Genomic DNA, 14910 nt, shown 5'->3' with positions numbered 1-14910 from the left:
GGGGGAGGGGGAGGCCCGGAAGGGCCGACAACGGGCCGTGAAAGGTTCGCGTCACCGTGTGGTCGCAGGCAAACGGTTTTCCGGCAAGAGGCATGGTTTCGCGCCGATTGGCGGCTGTTCGCCTCATTGCCGCGCGGGGCCGACTACCCGTAGAACACCGGCCATGAGAAACCGGATCATCATGTCCATGCTTACCGGAGCGGCCCTCCTGGCGAGCACCCTGCTGGGTGCGAGCCCGGCTCGGTCGGCCCAACCCCTGGACGTCCCCGCCGAGTTCGGCACCGACTGGCACGACCCGGTCACCGCCGCGCCCGCGATCACGCGGCCGGGCGGCTCCAGGTCCTGCGAAGTCACCGTCGCCGAGGCCCGGTTCAAGGACTTCACGCCCTACCGGGGCACGTACGAGCCCCCGGGGGGCTGCGGCGCGAGCTGGAGCAAGGTCGTGCTGCGGATGGACGGCAAGGTCAAGGGCCGGCAGTTCGACCGCCTCGGCTACCTGCACATCGGCGGTGTCGAAGTCCTCCGTACCTCCACACCGGAGCCCTCGCCCGACGGCATCTCCTGGTCCGTCGAGAAGGACGTCACGCGCTACAGCGACACGCTTCGTAAGGCCCAGCCCGTCGAGATGCTCATCGGGAACGTTGTCGACGACACCTACACCGGCGTCCTCGACGTCAAGGTCACGCTGACGTTCTACCCGGGGACACCCGCCGCGAAGGACACCCCCGACCGCGTCCTCACCCTCCAGCCGGACGGCACCCTCACCACGCCGCGCAACAGCGAGCGTGTCGTGGCCGAGGTGTACGCCACCGGTTCCGGCGGCGGCTGCGAGGAGTTCTGGTATCTCACCGTCCCCGACGCCGCCCCCTACTCCTGCAAGGCCACGGGCGGCCCGTACCGCGAGGTGCAGATCGAGGTCGACGGCGAACTGGCCGGAATCGCCGCCCCGTTCCCGACCGTCTGGACCGGCGGCTGGTCCAACCCCTTTCTCTGGTACGTGATCCCCGGACCACGCGCCTTCGACGTCAAGCCGATCGAATACGATCTGACCCCGTTCGCCGGGCTCCTCAACGACGGCCGCCCGCACGATGTGAAGGTCTCCGTCGTCGGCGTCCCGGAAGGACAGGCGGGCTGGAGCACCCCGGTCAACGTCCTCGTCTGGCAGGACGCCGACCGCGCCCGGGTCACCGGCGGGCTCACCACCCACCAGGCCGGCGACCTCGCCAACTCCTCCGTGTACACACCCGGTTCGGCCGGCGAACAGCAACGCCTCGACACCGACGGCGCTCACCGGCTGACCGTCTCCGGGTACGTGGACACCTCGCACGGCCGGGTCGTCACCACCGTCACCCGTGCCCTCGCCAACACCTCCGCGCACCGCTGGACCGACGGCGAGAACACCGACGGGCTCACCGCCACCTGGACGGACACCGAGAACGTCACCGTCGACGGACGCGGACCGGCCAGGACGACCCGTACGGGCCGGACGTACACGATGGACGGCACGACCACGCTCGGCGCGGGCGACCGGCTGCGGACCGTGCTGACACTCGGCGACCGGGAAGCCGTCACCGAGACGTTCGCGGGCCGGCGTGCCGCGTGGTCCTGGCTCGACGACACGTACACGGGCGACGCGACGTACACCGCGAACGTGCCGCGCGACCAGCGTCACGCCGTCGGGACGACGAGTGAGCGCTACCGGCTGTACGGGTCGGCCGGATGCCACGACCGTTCGCTGGTGACCGCGCAGGGGGTGCTCACGAGGGACCGAACCCGCTGCTGACAGGGTGCCGGGCAAGCGGTGGGGGTGGCTGATGGTTTACACGGCCGTCATACGCAGGTTGCAGACGAGGCGAACGGTTGATCAATAGTGAGTGTGGATGCGGAAGTTGGTTTCCGCATCCCAGAAATCATCTGGAGGAGTGCTCGTGCCGGAGTCCGTACCGTCCCTGCCGCGACGCGTCGCACGCGTACTGCGTACCTCGCTGTTCGCGCAGGTCGCTGTCGCGCTCGTGCTTGGCATCGTTGTCGGGAAGCTGTGGCCCGACGTGGCCATGGACCTCAAGCCGCTCGGCGACGGTTTCACCCGGCTCATCAAGACGATCATCTCGCCGCTCGTGTTCTGCGTGGTCGTCGTCGGCATAGCCAAGGCCGGAGACCTCAAGGCGTTCGGCCGGATCGGGCTCAAGGCCCTGATCTGGTTCGAGGTGGCCAGCACGCTCGCCCTGCTCATCGGGCTTCTCGCCGCCAATATCGTCCAGCCCGGCTCGGGCATGCACGTCGACCCGTCCACGCTCGACACCTCGGCGATCGACGCGAAGACGGGCGGCGGCTCGCTGCCCTCGGCGACCGAGTTCATCGTCAACGCGATTCCCACCAGTTTCATCGGTGCCTTCGCCGAGAACGAGCTCCTCCAAGTGCTGATCCTGGCCTGCCTGGTGGGCGCCGCGCTGCTCCACCTGGGCCACACCAGGGTGCCGAAGGTGCTGCCCGCCGTCGAGCAGGCCCAGGAGATCATCTTCGCGGTCGTCGGCTTCATCATGCGGCTCGCCCCGATCGCGGTGTTCGGCGCGATGGCGGTCCTGATCGGCCAGTACGGACTCGGCGTGATCCAGACGTACGCCAAGCTGATCATCCTGTGTTACGCGGCTGCCGCGCTCTTCGTCGCGCTGCTCGCCCTCGCGCTCAGGGCGGTGACCGGGCTCAGCCTCTGGAAGTTCCTGCGCTATATCCGTGAGGAGATGCTCCTCGCGCTCGGCACCGCGTCCACCGAGTCCGTCATGCCGCGCGTGATGCTCAAGCTGCGCAAGGCCGGCGCCCGCGACGACGCCGTGGGCCTGGTGCTGCCCACCGGGTACTCCTTCAACCTCGACGGAGCGTCGCTCTACCTCTCCATCGGCACCCTGTTCATCGCCCAGGCCGTCGGCGTGGACCTCGGCCTCGGCCAGCAGATCACCGTGATCCTGGTGCTCATGCTGACCAGCAAGGGCATGGCCGGCATCCCCGGTTCGGCCTTCCTCGCCCTGTCCGCGACCGCTTCCTCGCTCGGGGCCATCCCGGCCGGGGCCGTCGCCCTGCTGCTGGGAGTCGACCGCATCATGGACTCGATGCGCGTCGTCACGAACCTGCTCGGCAACTGCGTCGCCGTCTTCGCGGTCTCCCGCTGGGAGGGCGCTCTGGACATCGAGCGCGCGAAGAAGGTGCTGGACGGGGAGATCGTGATCTCGGAAGAGACCGACGCGGACGACGAGGCCGACCCGGAGGAACGCGCGGGGGCGTCTGTTCCGGCCCAGGCGGCCGAGGTCAGGGAGACCGCAAGCTGACCTGCGGCAACTCTGGTGTTCGGACGAACGGGCCGTGGGTCCGCCCCCAGCGATCATGGGGCGGACCCACGGCCCGTTCGTCCACGCGGAACTGCACCGGAAGTTCACGCGGAACTGCACCGGCACCGGAACCGCACCGGAACCGCACCGCTTCAGCAGCGCCGCTCGGGCGGCGCGCCTCCCTCGCCCATCAGCGTGTCCAGCAGCTCGCCCAGCACCGTGCGCTCCAGGTCCGTCAGCGGCGCGAGGATCTCCTCCGCCGCGGCCCTGCGCGCCCCGCGCAGCTCGCTCAGTGCCTTGCGCCCCTCGTCCGTGAGTTCGATCCGGATCACCCGGCGGTTGTCGGGATCAGGTACCCGGCGCACCTTGCCGCCCGACTCCAGCGCGTCCACCAGCGTCGTCACCGCCCGGGGTACCACCTCCAGGCGCTCCGCCAGATCGGCCATCCGAGGTGGGGAGCCATGGTGCTGGAGATGGTGGGACAGGGTGCGCAGCAGCCGTGACTGGGCCGGGGTGATGCCGATTCCGCGCTCTTCCAGTTGGTGCTTGTGGCTGCGGTGCAGACGGCGGGTCAGGCTCAGCAACTGGTCGGCGAGCGGACCGTCGGCGTCGGGGGAACTCATGCGGGAACAATATCAGGATGCGATTCATTGTGAGTATAGGTAACAATGAGCTATGCTCCGTGAGTCGTCATCCTCAAGTCTCCCGAAGGAGCCCATGAAACCCGACACTCAACCCGCCTGGACCCCGTCCACCGACTCCATCGACTCTTCCGGCTCGGCGGGCCAGCCGCGCCAGGTCCGCCGCATCCTGAAACTCTTCCGCCCCTACCGCGGCCGGCTCGCCGTCGTCGGCCTGCTGGTGGCCGCCGCGTCCCTCGTCTCCGTCGCCACCCCCTTCCTCCTGAAGGCGATCCTCGACGTCGCGATCCCCGAGGGCCGCACCGGACTGCTCAGCCTGCTCGCCCTCGGCATGATCGCCAGTGCCGTCCTCGGCGGCGTTCTCGGTGTGCTGCAGACGCTGATCTCCACGACCGTCGGCCAGCGCGTCATGCACGACCTGCGCACCGCTGTCTACGGCCGCCTCCAGAGCATGTCGCTCGCCTTCTTCACCCGCACCCGCACGGGCGAGGTCCAGTCCCGCATCGCCAACGACATCGGCGGTATGCAGGCCACCGTCACCTCCACCGCGACCTCCCTGGTCTCCAACTTCACCAGCGTCGTCGCCACGATCGTCGCGATGATCGCCCTCGACTGGCGGCTGACCGCCGTCTCGCTGCTCCTGCTGCCGGTGTTCGTCTGGATCAGCCGCCGCGTCGGCAACGAACGCAAGCGGATCACCACCCAGCGCCAGAAACAGATGGCCGCCATGGCCGCCACGGTCACCGAGTCGCTGTCGGTCAGCGGCATCCTGCTCGGCCGCACGATGGGCCGCGCCGATTCGCTCACCCGCTCCTTCGCCGAGGAGTCCGAGGGTCTGGTCGACCTCGAAGTGCGCTCCAGCATGGCCGGCCGCTGGCGGATGGCCGTCATCGGCATCGTCATGTCCGCCATGCCCGCCGTCATCTACTGGGCCGCGGGTCTCGCCCTCCAGTTCGGCGGCCCGACGGTCTCGATCGGCACGCTCGTCGCCTTCGTCTCGCTCCAGCAGGGCCTGTTCCGGCCTGCCGTCAGCCTGCTGAGCACCGGCGTCCAGATCCAGACCTCGCTCGCGCTCTTCCAGCGCATCTTCGAGTACCTCGACCTGCCCATCGACATCACCGAGCCCGAGAACCCGGTCCACCTCGACACGATCAAGGGCGAGGTCCGCCTGGAGGGCGTCGAGTTCCGCTACGACGACAAGAGCCGCCCGATCCTCGACGGCGTGGACATCACCGTCCCGGCGGGCGCCGGCCTGGCGATCGTCGGTCCCACCGGCGCCGGCAAGTCGACGCTGGGCCACCTCGTGCCCCGGCTGTACGACGTGACGGGCGGCCGGGTCACCATCGACGGCGTCGACGTCCGCGACCTCGACTTCGACACGCTCGCACGCGCGGTCGGCGTCGTCTCCCAGGAGACGTACCTCTTCCACGCCACGGTCGCCGACAACCTGCGCTTCGCCAAACCGGACGCCACCGACGAAGAGCTGCACGCGGCGGCCCGCGCGGCCCAGATCCACGACCACATCTCGTCCCTGCCCGACGGGTACGACACGGTCGTCGGCGAGCGCGGCCACCGCTTCTCCGGCGGGGAGAAACAGCGCCTCGCCATCGCCCGTACGATCCTGCGCGACCCGCCCGTCCTCATCCTGGACGAGGCGACCAGCGCCCTGGACACCCGCACCGAACACGCCGTCCAGGAAGCCATCGACGCACTGTCGGCCAACCGCACCACGCTCACCATCGCGCACCGCCTGTCCACCGTCCGGGGCGCCGACCAGATCGTGGTCCTGGACTCCGGGCGCGCGGTCGAACGCGGCACGCACGAGGAGCTCCTCCGCCAGGACGGGCGGTACGCCGCCCTCGTGCGCCGGGACGCCCAACTGGAGCCGACCGGGTGACCTGTACGGTCGTACTAAATGGAAATATGCCGGGTTTGTGAGGTTCTGCGAGTTACCGTCCCCGCATGCAGATGAACACTCCGTCACGGAGCACGATTCGCCTGACGCGCCGTGGCCGGGCCGTCCTCATCGCGACCGGTGCCGTTGTCGCGGCCACCGCCGTGGCGGTGCCGCTGCTGAGCGTCGACAGCGAAAGGGACCCCCGGCCGACCTCCCTCCTGATCCCGGAGGGCTGGCGCTCCAACCAGGTGTACGAGGCGGTCGACAAGGCCCTCGCCCTGCCGGCCGGGAGCACCAGGAAGTCGCTCGGCAAGGCCCGGCTGAAACTCCCGGCCGACGCCGAGGGCAACCCCGAGGGCTATTTCTTCCCGGCGACCTATCCGCTGAGGGAGAAGGCCACCCCGGAATCCCTGCTCTCGGTCATGGTCGACACCGCCAACCAGCGGTTCGGCGGTCCGCCCATCACCGCGGGGGCGCAGCGCAACGCCATGAACGTCTACCAGGCCGTCACCATCGCGAGCATCGTCCAGGCCGAGGCCGCCGGCAAGCAGGACATGGGGAAGGTGGCCCGGGTCGTCTTCAACCGGCTCGAACGCGGGATGCCGCTGCAGATGGACTCGACCATCAACTACGCGCTGAACAGGTCCACGCTCAGGACGACGGCCGCCGACACCCGGCTGAACAGCCCGTACAACTCCTACCTGCGCATGGGCCTGCCGCCCACGCCGATCGCCAACCCCGGCGAGGAGGCGATGCGGGCCGCCATCAACCCGACCCCGGGCGACTGGCTCTACTTCGTCACAGTCAAGCCCGGTGACACCCGCTTCACGGCCGACTACGCCGAACACCAGCGCAATGTTGCCGAGTTCAACCGGAACCAGAAGAACCAGGGGAGTCAGCAGAGGCAGCAGAGTCAGGGGAGTCAGGGGAGTCGGGAGAACCAGCAGAGCCCGGCTCCGGGGCAGCAGAGCGGACAGCCCGCCAGGTGACCTGACGGGCCGCGCGGCCCTGCGGGACGTCAGACCGGCGCCGGCTCCTGGTCGAGCAGCCGCCTGATGTCCCGTACGGCCGCCCGCCCGGCACGGTTGGCGCCGATCGTGCTCGCCGACGGGCCGTAACCGACCAGATGGACGCGCGGATCGGCGACAGCGCGCGTCCCCTCGACGCGGATGCCACCGCCGGGCTCACGCAGCCTGAGCGGTGCCAGATGGTCGATCGCCGCCCGGAACCCGGTCGCCCAGAGGATCACGTCGGCGTCGACGCGCTCACCTCCGTCCCACTCGACCCCGTCCGGGGTGATCCGGTCGAACATGGGCCGTCGGTCGAGGACGCCGTCGGCGAGCGCCTGCCGGATCGCGTCGTTGAGGGGCAGTCCGGTGACCGACACGACACTCTTCGGCGGCAGCCCCTGGCGCACCCGCTCCTCGACGAGGGCGACGGCCTCCCGCCCGAACTCCTCGGTGAAGGGCCCCTCGCGGAAGACCGGCGGACGCCGGGTCACCCACGTGGTCGCGGCGGCGTACGGAGCGATCTCCATCAGATGCTGGGTACCCGACGCGCCCCCGCCCACCACGATCACCCGCTGCCCGGCGAACGCCTCCGGTCCGGGGTACCGCGCGGTGTGCAACTGCCGTCCCCGGAAGGTCTCCTGGCCCGGATAGCGCGGCCAGAACGGCCTGTCCCAGGTTCCGGTGGCGTTGATCAGCGCCCGCGCCGACCAGTCGCCGTCCGAGGTCTCGACGAGCAGCCGCCCGTCTCCGTCCCCCTCGCGCACCGCCCGTACCGCGACCGGACGGCGTACCCGCAGATCGAACCCGCGCTCGTACGCGGCGAAGTACTCGCCGATGACCTGGGCGGACGGCCGCGCCGGATCGGCGTCCGTCAGCTCCATGCCCGGCAGCGCGTGCATCCCGTGCACCTTGCCGTAGGTGAGCGACGGCCAGCGGAACTGCCAGGCGCCGCCCGGATGCGGGGCGTGGTCGAACACGACGAAGTCGCGCTCCGGCACGAAGCCGGTGCGCCGCAGGTGATAGGCGCTGGAAAGACCGGCCTGACCAGCGCCTATGACGGCGACATCGACTTCTCGTACGCCGTCGCGTATCCCGGTTTCGTTCACGCTTCTACTAACCGGTGGAGGGGCGGGCATCTTCCCGCGGCGCAGCCGCGATGTCCGGCGACCGCACGCCACGAGTAGCGACGCCCCCCGGACCGCCCCGGCGGTCTGCGGGCCGGGACGGACGGTCGCCGCGCGCTCACGACTCCTTGGCGGGGCGGGGAGCGGTGGTGGACGGGGGCAGGTCGTCGTTGAAGCGCCGGTCCACGTACTTCGCGAAGTCGACCTTGTTCGGGATGAGCTTGAGGCTGGTGAACGTGTCCGCGATCCGCTGCTCCGAGGCGACGAGCGCGTCGTCGATCGCCACCGGCACACGGGTCGCGTTCGAGCGGTTCACCGAGGCGAGCGCCACGTCGTACGGCAGCCCGGTCGCCTTGGCCCACACCTTGGCCCATGTGTCGGGGTGCGCGTACACCCAGTCCTGGGCGCGCCGCAGCCGTTCCACGAAGTCCTTGATGGCCGCGGCCTTCTTGGCGTCCTTCAGCGCGGAAGGTGCCGCCACCTGGAAGTTGAGCCCGTTGACCACACCCTCGCCATCGGCCAGGACACGTCCCTGCCCGCCCTTGAGTATCTGGGAGGTGTACGGGTCCCACACCGCCCACGCGTCGACGCCGCCGCTCGTGTACGCGGCCAGCGCGTCGGCCGGCTGAAGGTACTTGACCTTGATGTCGTCAAGGGTGAGCCCGGCCTGCTTGAGGGAGGCGATCAACTGGTAGTGCGCGGACGAACCCTGGGCCACGGCAACGGACTTGCCCTTGAGGTCGGAGGCTTTGCGGAGCTTGGAGTCCTTGGGCACGAGGATGGCCTCGCCCTGGGATCCGCCGCGCAGGGCGCCCACCACAGTGATCTTCGAGCCGGCGCCGGCCGCGAAGACCGGCGGGGTGTTGCCGACGCTGCCGATGTCGACGGCCTTGGCGTTGACGGCTTCGAGGAGGGGCGGGCCCGAGGTGAAGGTGGACCACTTGATCTTGTAGTCCAGATTCTTGAGCTCCCCGGCGGCCCGCAGCACGGCCTCCGAACCGCCCTTCTGGTCACCGACGTTGAGCGTGAGGGACCCCTTGCCGTCGGTGTCGCTGCCGAAGCCGACGGCGGAGCCGGCCGCCGGGCTCCCGCCGCAGGCGGAGACGAGGAGGGCGAGGGGGAGGAGCAGCGCGGCGGGTACGAGGTGGCGTCGCATGGTCGTTCGTTCCGATCGGTTCGGTGTGGCTGAGGGGGTGAAGCCAGGGGAAGGGGACGGGAGTTGCGAGGGTCAGGCGGCTTCGGCCGAGGTGTCGACGCCCAGGCGTTCCAGGAGCCCGGCGCGCAGTTCGGCGAAGCGCGGGTCGGTGATGTCACGCGGGCGGTCCAGGTCGACCGTCGTCTCGTACGCGATGACGCCCTCGTCCATCACCAGGACGCGGTCGGCGAGCAGCACCGCCTCCTCGACGTCGTGCGTCACCAACAGGACCGCGCAGCCCCGGTGTTGCCAGAGCTCGCCGACCAGTCGCTGCGCCTTGAGACGGGTGAGTGCGTCCAGCGCGCCGAACGGCTCGTCGAGCAGCAGGAGATCGGGCTCGCGCACCAAGGCCCGGGCCAGCGAGGCGCGTTGGGCCTCGCCGCCGGAGAGGGTCTTGGGCCAGGCGTCGGCACGGTCGTTCAGGCCGACCTCGGCGAGTGCCTGCTCGGCGACCTCCCGTCCGGGTTTGCCGGGCAGCCCGAGCAGGACGTTGCGCCACACCTTCTTCCACGGCATCAGCCGCGGCGCCTGGAAGGCGACGGCCTTGCGGCGCGGTACGAGTACGGTGCCCGAGATCTCACGGTCGAGTCCGGCCAGGACACGCAGAAGCGTTGACTTTCCGCAGCCGCTGCGGCCGAGCAGGGCCACGAACTCGCCCGTCCGGACGTCGAGTCGCAGGTCGTCGAGGACCGCGCGGCCGTCGAAGGACCGGGTCAGCCCGTCGACCCGTACGGCCGGTGTGGTCACCGTCCGGTGAACGTGGGTCGCCATTGCAGCAGCAGCCTTTCGAGGGAGCGGACGACGAAGTCGGCCAGCAGGCCGAGGAACGCGTAGACGACGAGACAGACCACGATCACGTCGGTCCGCAGGAAGTCCCGCGCCTGCACCATGAGGAAACCGATACCGGCGTCCGCGTTGATCTGCTCGGCGAAGACGAGCGCGAGCCAGGCGATGCCGAGCGAGTAGCGCAGCCCGGTCATCGCCCCGGGCAGCGCGCCCGGCAGGACGACATGCCGGACGAGTCCCCACCGGGACAGCCCGAGCGACTCCCCGGCCTCGATCAACTGGGCGTCCACGCCACGTATCCCGGCGTAGACGTTCAGGTAGAGCGGGAAGGTCACACCGAGGGTGATGATCGCGATCTTGGGGGCTTCGCCGATGCCGAACCAGATGATGAAGAGGGGGATCAGACCGACGAACGGAACGGTCCGCAGCATCTGGACGGGCGCGTCGACGAGGTCCTCGCCGATCCGGAACAGGCCCGAGACAAGGGCGAGTCCGGTGCCGATGACCGTGCCGAGGAGCAGTCCGGCGGCGACCCGCTGGAGCGACGTGCCCATCGCGTCGCCCAGTGAACCGTCGGTGATCAGACCACTGGCGACCTGGGCGATCCGCCCGGGCGAGGCGAGCACGTCGGACGTCAACGCGCCGGTAACGCTGAGGAGTTGCCAGAGCGCCAGAAGCAGGAACGGGCCCGAGGTGCGGCGCACCCAGCGGGGGACGCGGGCGCGGCGCGTGGAGCGCGGGACGACGGGTTCGAGTTCGAGGTCGGGGAGGGCGCGCCCGACGTCGCCGGAGAGGGAGACGGGTGGGAAGACGGATGCGGAGGCGGATTGGGGGGCGGATTCGGACGTATCAGGACCTGATTTAGTCGATATATCGGGTTTGTGTGAGCCGGGTAGGGCATGGCTGATGGTCATGATGGGTCCACGGGGAGGAGAGCGACCGGGGAGACGGTGTGCCTCGGCGCCGCCGCGTCCGGAGTGGATCAGGGGAGATCCCGGACGTGCGGGTCGGGCGGTGCCCAGGCGGGCGTACAGGAAAGGAGGGGGGAAGGGGCGTCAGCAGCCGCGGCGACACGCGGCGGAGGCCACCCGCAGCAGGTCGATGTGACCGCGCGTGGTGAGCATGGCTGAACGCAACATGCCGCCGAAAGTAGCCAGATGACGTGACCGCGGTCAATGGTGTCTCGCGGAATGGACTCCCGTATCAAGGAACGGGAGCCGGGCCCGGAGAGGGCTCCCGGGAGGATTCCCGTTGGCCGGGTGATGATGGGGCACATGTCCCCTGCCTTCACCACGCGCGTCCTGAACATCGCCTCCGGCACCGAGGAGACGGTCGTCGACCTCACTCACGACTGCGAGAGCTTCCTGAGGGAGGTGGCGGGCGGCCGGGACGGTCTCCTGAACGTCTTCGTCCCGCACGCCACCGCTGGAATCGCCGTCATCGAAACGGGCGCCGGCAGCGACGACGACCTCCTCGCCGCGCTGCACACCCTGCTCCCCGCCGACGACCGCTGGCGACACCGCCACGGCACCCCCGGCCACGGCCGCGACCACGTACTCCCGGCCCTCGTCCCACCGCACGCCACGCTGCCCGTGCTGGGCGGGCGGCTGGAGCTGGGGACATGGCAGTCGGTGTGCCTGGTGGACACCAACATCTCCAATGTCAACCGTCAGGTTCGGCTGAGCTTCCTCGGCTGACCAAGATCGCCCGCGGGGGTCGTGCCGCCAATTCTCCGTACCCTGCGTGCGCGAACGGAGAGAAACATGCGCGATACGGACCCAAGTGCGATCGAACGTCCCTATGACGGATGTGGCAAATGCCTGCTCGGAGTGCGGCGGCTGTCGCGCGTGAAGCCGGCAACGTCGTCCCCCGAGCGCCGGCGGGAGAACGTGCTCACCGCAGCCGCCTCTGTCGGCGCGCACATCATCGGCTGGGCGGATGACTGGGAGGTCTCGGGCGCCACCGACCCCATGACCCGCCCGAAGCTCGGCCCTTGGCTCCGCGACGAGACGGGGACCTTACGACGGCTTGGTCGCGGCTGTGGTGGACCGGCTCGGCCGTAATGTCGTCGATTGCCTGAACACCGGATACAAGATGCGGGACGAGAAGAAGATGCTCGTCACGTACGGGCACGATGGCGCCTGGGATCTCGACGATCCAGCCGACGGGAATCGTTTCACCATGGAAGCCTGGGGCGCGCAGATGGAACTCCGCGCGATCCAGCGCAGGAACCGCGACGCGACGATCAAGACCCGTGCTGCCGGCCGCCCCAAGGGCAAGCCGTCCTACGGCTTCCAGCACGTGCGGAAGGTGATGGGAGGCAAAATCGATCATGTCGAACTGCACCCGCACGCCTCCGAAGTGATCCGCGAGGTCGCCCGTCGCATCCTGGCCGATCCTGACAACGTCACCACCAGTAGCGAGGCTGCACGTCTCAACCGTGCAGCAGAGCTGTCGCCTGCAGATCACCTGGCCGTGATGTACGGCAAGTTGGCCGGGGGACGCCCATGGTCCCCGCAGAGCCTGAAGAACATCAGATTGCCGGAGGCCACCCTCGGCCACCTGATGCACCGGAGCAGGCCGGTGCTTGGAAGGGACGGCAACTCCGTAAGGCTCTGCGAAGGACTGTGGGACCGGGCGACGCATGAGGCGTTGAAGAAGGCCGTACTCGATCGGAAGGCTCCTTGGACGCGCCACTCCAACCGTGAGTACCTTCTGACGTACGTCGCCCTGTGCGGACAGTGCCACACGCGCTTGTACACCCAGACGTCGAAGGACGCTCCTCCGCGCTATACATGTACAGCCCGGAACAAGGGTTGGCGTCACGCCCAGCACTGCCGTCCAGCACCGCTCATCAACGCCCACCTCCTTGGCGCGTATGTCGAGGAATGGTTTCTTGACGCGCATGTCGACGCCGGAGGATATCGGCCCCTGGACCTGCGGATTCGCGATCAGTTTCTTGATCTGCTCGGCTACTGGCCGTACACCGTGGAGGCTTGACGCTACGGCTGTCCGGCCCACCGGACGGAGGCCTCGATCGGGCAGCGCGCGCCCTGGCGGAGCGGTGTGGTCGTGGCCCGCCCGGTGCGCAGGACCGCCAGGACCTCGTTGTCCCCGTCGGGGCCGAGTCCGGCCGCCGGGCGACCGGACTCGGCGCCCAGCGGCTGGGCGGCGTATCCGGCCTCGGTCAGTGCGAGCCAGATGTGCATCAGCGTGGCTCCCGCTTCGAGGCGGTCGGCGACGGTTCGGCGCGGGCCGCGCAGGACGAGCACGGCCCCGCAGTCGCGCAGCCTCCGTGCCCGGCCGCCGGCCGCCGCCGAGGCCAGTTGGCGGACCAGCGCCCGCGGTACCGCCTCGCTGTTGACGGCGCGGGCGAGCACGCCGGTCGGCCCCGAGCGGTCGAGGAGGTCTCGCGGGTCCCCGAAGGAACGGTGGCCGTTGTCGTTCCGTGCGCGTTCCCGCAGCCAGGCCCGGAGTTGGGCGTCCGACGCCGGATCGGCGGCCAAGGCCGAGTCGAGCTCGGTCCGGGCGAGCCGGGCCAGGGCGCTGGGGCCGGTCACTGTCTCCAGGGCGAGGTTCCGCTCGGCGCACAGCAGCTCGAGCCGCTTCGCCGTCGACGTGTCGAGAGGGGTGCGCAGAAAGCCCTTCCGGTGGGTGGAGCGCAGGCCGAGCGCGCCCTGCCGGACGAGGATGTCTTCGCGGAGGCGGTCGGTGCGGAACCGGCCGACGAACGCGGGCGTCCCGTCCTCGTCGGCCGCCTGATCCGACGCGGTCGAGTCCTCCCACTCGCCGTGCGCCAGGTAGGCCATGGATCCCAGAGCGCAGCCGAGGCTCTCCGCCCAGCCCAGCGGGTCCCGGACGGCGGCGGGCCAGCGCTGCGGGTCGTACGCCAGCCGGACCGTGCGGTCGTCGAGGAGTTCGAACGCCCACGGCTGGGCGTTGAAGGCGGAAGGGGCGCGCCGGGCGCCGTCCAGCACGGTGGCGAGCCGCTCGGGCAGCGGGCGCGGGGGCTGTGGCGCGGCCGAGGGCGGGACGGGACCGCGCCGGGAGGCGGCGCGCAGCGCGCGTCGGGACCGTACGAGCTCCACCGGCAGCCGCGCCCGGTGCAGCAGGGCGGCCGGGCGGGGCATGACCGCGGCATGCACGTCCATGGTGACGACATCCCGTGTCCTGCGGTTCATGAGCAGGTCCACGACCGTTCTGGCGGTCAGTGTGGCCAGGCCGAGGACGCAGTAGCCGATCTGCGGCCAGGCGCCCCCGTTGATGCGCCGGTCGGTCTGCACGGCCAGGAAGTCGCTGGGGACCTGGGTCCTGCCGACCCACCGCAATGATTCCCACAGGCGGTTCTCGCGGTGTGCCTCGGCGCTCGCCCTCCCGTAGAACGGCACCGGGTTGCGCCGGTAGTCGAAGACGTACAGGATCGGTTTCCCGCCGAGGTCCATACCCGCCAGGACGGGGATGCCGAGCCGGGCGGCCCGCTCGTGCAGCTGGTACTTGACCCAGGACGACATCGTCGGGTCGATGCCGTCGAAGACGATGTGGGCGCCGTCGAGTGCCTCGTCGAGGTTCTCCAGGGTCAGCCCCTGCGGGTAGACGGTCACTTCGGCCGAGGGGTTGAGCGCGCGGATCCGGTCGGCGATCGCCTCGGGCTTCGAACGCCCCAGGTCGGCCTGTACACAGGCCTGCCGGTTCAGGTTCGAGACGTCGAAGCGGTCGGGGTCGGCGAGCCGGAAGCGCAGCACACCGAGCCGGGCCAGTGGTTCGACGACCCCGCCACCGCCGCCGCATCCCGCCACGAGTACGGTCGCGGCGCGCAGGGCCGCCTGTTCCCGTTCGCTGATGATGTCGGCGTTGCGGCTCACCGCATCGGCCCCGGCGGCCACCACGTCGATGTCCGCCCGGTAGGTGTCAGTGGCCATGGCCGGTTCCGTTCG

The 14910-nt window shown here is 69.9% G+C and carries 13 protein-coding genes; 6 read left to right on the top strand and 7 right to left on the bottom strand.

The annotated features are described in order from the left end of the window. Positions 1-163: 163 nt before the first annotated feature. The gene (locus tag AOK08_RS32470; RefSeq protein WP_055532757.1) at positions 164-1783 is read left to right on the top strand and encodes a peptide-N4-asparagine amidase; all 1620 of its coding nucleotides are present in this window, start codon (positions 164-166) and stop codon (positions 1781-1783) included. Between the two features lie 145 nt (positions 1784-1928). Continuing rightward, entirely contained in the window at positions 1929-3323 is a 1395-nt protein-coding gene (locus AOK08_RS32465; RefSeq protein ID WP_055532756.1) for a cation:dicarboxylate symporter family transporter, read from the top strand. 152 nt (positions 3324-3475) lie between these two features. Here AOK08_RS32465 and AOK08_RS32460 read toward each other — a convergent pair whose 3' ends face one another. Then, positions 3476-3946, bottom strand: a complete 471-nt coding sequence (locus AOK08_RS32460; RefSeq protein ID WP_055532755.1) for a MarR family winged helix-turn-helix transcriptional regulator — start codon at positions 3944-3946, stop codon at positions 3476-3478. Positions 3947-4040: 94 nt separating this feature from the next. Between AOK08_RS32460 and AOK08_RS32455 the strand changes: the two genes are divergently transcribed. After that, positions 4041-5861, top strand: coding sequence for an ABC transporter ATP-binding protein (locus AOK08_RS32455; protein ID WP_055532754.1), 1821 nt, complete (start codon positions 4041-4043; stop codon positions 5859-5861). 65 nt (positions 5862-5926) lie between these two features. Further along, complete coding sequence (mltG, locus tag AOK08_RS32450; RefSeq protein WP_055532753.1) at positions 5927-6850, top strand: endolytic transglycosylase MltG; 924 nt, start codon at positions 5927-5929, stop codon at positions 6848-6850. A gap of 29 nt (positions 6851-6879) precedes the next feature. Here the strand turns inward: mltG and AOK08_RS32445 are convergent, their stop codons facing one another. The 5 genes from AOK08_RS32445 to AOK08_RS48985 form a co-directional block, all read right to left on the bottom strand. Then, a complete protein-coding gene (locus AOK08_RS32445) occupies positions 6880-8007 on the bottom strand; it encodes an NAD(P)-binding domain-containing protein (protein WP_055532752.1) in 1128 nt (375 codons plus the stop codon). A gap of 106 nt (positions 8008-8113) precedes the next feature. Further along, positions 8114-9151, bottom strand: a complete 1038-nt coding sequence (locus AOK08_RS32440; protein ID WP_055532750.1) for an ABC transporter substrate-binding protein — start codon at positions 9149-9151, stop codon at positions 8114-8116. A 72-nt stretch (positions 9152-9223) separates the two neighbouring features. Further along, positions 9224-9961 carry an ABC transporter ATP-binding protein gene (locus AOK08_RS32435; RefSeq protein WP_055532748.1) on the bottom strand — a complete coding sequence of 246 codons (738 nt, stop codon included), beginning with the start codon at positions 9959-9961 and terminating at the stop codon, positions 9224-9226. Continuing rightward, positions 9934-10890 (bottom strand): ABC transporter permease, encoded by a 957-nt coding sequence (locus AOK08_RS32430; RefSeq protein ID WP_055532746.1) that lies wholly within the window; start codon positions 10888-10890, stop codon positions 9934-9936. Before AOK08_RS32430 ends, AOK08_RS32435 begins: the two co-directional genes overlap by 28 nt. Before the next feature lie 141 nt (positions 10891-11031). After that, positions 11032-11100: a putative leader peptide gene (locus tag AOK08_RS48985; RefSeq protein WP_351286961.1), complete on the bottom strand. Its 69-nt coding sequence runs from the start codon at positions 11098-11100 to the stop codon at positions 11032-11034. 150 nt (positions 11101-11250) lie between these two features. On the opposite strand from AOK08_RS48985, the gene AOK08_RS32425 reads away from it, so the two are divergent. Both AOK08_RS32425 and AOK08_RS32420 read left to right on the top strand, forming a co-directional pair. After that, positions 11251-11673: a YjbQ family protein gene (locus AOK08_RS32425; RefSeq protein ID WP_055532760.1), complete on the top strand. Its 423-nt coding sequence runs from the start codon at positions 11251-11253 to the stop codon at positions 11671-11673. 331 nt (positions 11674-12004) lie between these two features. After that, complete coding sequence (locus AOK08_RS32420) at positions 12005-12976, top strand: recombinase family protein (protein WP_241827181.1); 972 nt, start codon at positions 12005-12007, stop codon at positions 12974-12976. A 2-nt stretch (positions 12977-12978) separates the two neighbouring features. Here the strand turns inward: AOK08_RS32420 and AOK08_RS32415 are convergent, their stop codons facing one another. Continuing rightward, positions 12979-14895 (bottom strand): ThiF family adenylyltransferase, encoded by a 1917-nt coding sequence (locus AOK08_RS32415; RefSeq protein ID WP_055532744.1) that lies wholly within the window; start codon positions 14893-14895, stop codon positions 12979-12981. Between the last annotated feature and the right edge of the window lie 15 nt (positions 14896-14910).

The organism is Streptomyces graminilatus (assembly GCF_001418565.1).
GTDB lineage: Bacteria > Actinomycetota > Actinomycetes > Streptomycetales > Streptomycetaceae > Streptomyces > Streptomyces graminilatus.
This window is presented reverse-complemented; position numbering and strand designations above follow the sequence as displayed.

Excerpts from the sequence above, each read along its gene's own strand:
- AOK08_RS32470 (WP_055532757.1), top strand. The coding sequence starts at position 164 with ATGAGAAACCGGATCATCATGTCCATGCTTACCGGAGCGGCCCTCCTG.
- AOK08_RS32460 (WP_055532755.1), bottom strand. The coding sequence starts at position 3,946 with ATGAGTTCCCCCGACGCCGACGGTCCGCTCGCCGACCAGTTGCTGAGC.
- AOK08_RS32455 (WP_055532754.1), top strand. The coding sequence starts at position 4,041 with ATGAAACCCGACACTCAACCCGCCTGGACCCCGTCCACCGACTCCATC.
- mltG (WP_055532753.1), top strand. The coding sequence starts at position 5,927 with ATGCAGATGAACACTCCGTCACGGAGCACGATTCGCCTGACGCGCCGT.
- AOK08_RS32445 (WP_055532752.1), bottom strand. The coding sequence starts at position 8,007 with ATGCCCGCCCCTCCACCGGTTAGTAGAAGCGTGAACGAAACCGGGATA.
- AOK08_RS32440 (WP_055532750.1), bottom strand. The coding sequence starts at position 9,151 with ATGCGACGCCACCTCGTACCCGCCGCGCTGCTCCTCCCCCTCGCCCTC.
- AOK08_RS32435 (WP_055532748.1), bottom strand. The coding sequence starts at position 9,961 with ATGGCGACCCACGTTCACCGGACGGTGACCACACCGGCCGTACGGGTC.
- AOK08_RS32430 (WP_055532746.1), bottom strand. The coding sequence starts at position 10,890 with ATGACCATCAGCCATGCCCTACCCGGCTCACACAAACCCGATATATCG.
- AOK08_RS32425 (WP_055532760.1), top strand. The coding sequence starts at position 11,251 with ATGTCCCCTGCCTTCACCACGCGCGTCCTGAACATCGCCTCCGGCACC.
- AOK08_RS32415 (WP_055532744.1), bottom strand. The coding sequence starts at position 14,895 with ATGGCCACTGACACCTACCGGGCGGACATCGACGTGGTGGCCGCCGGG.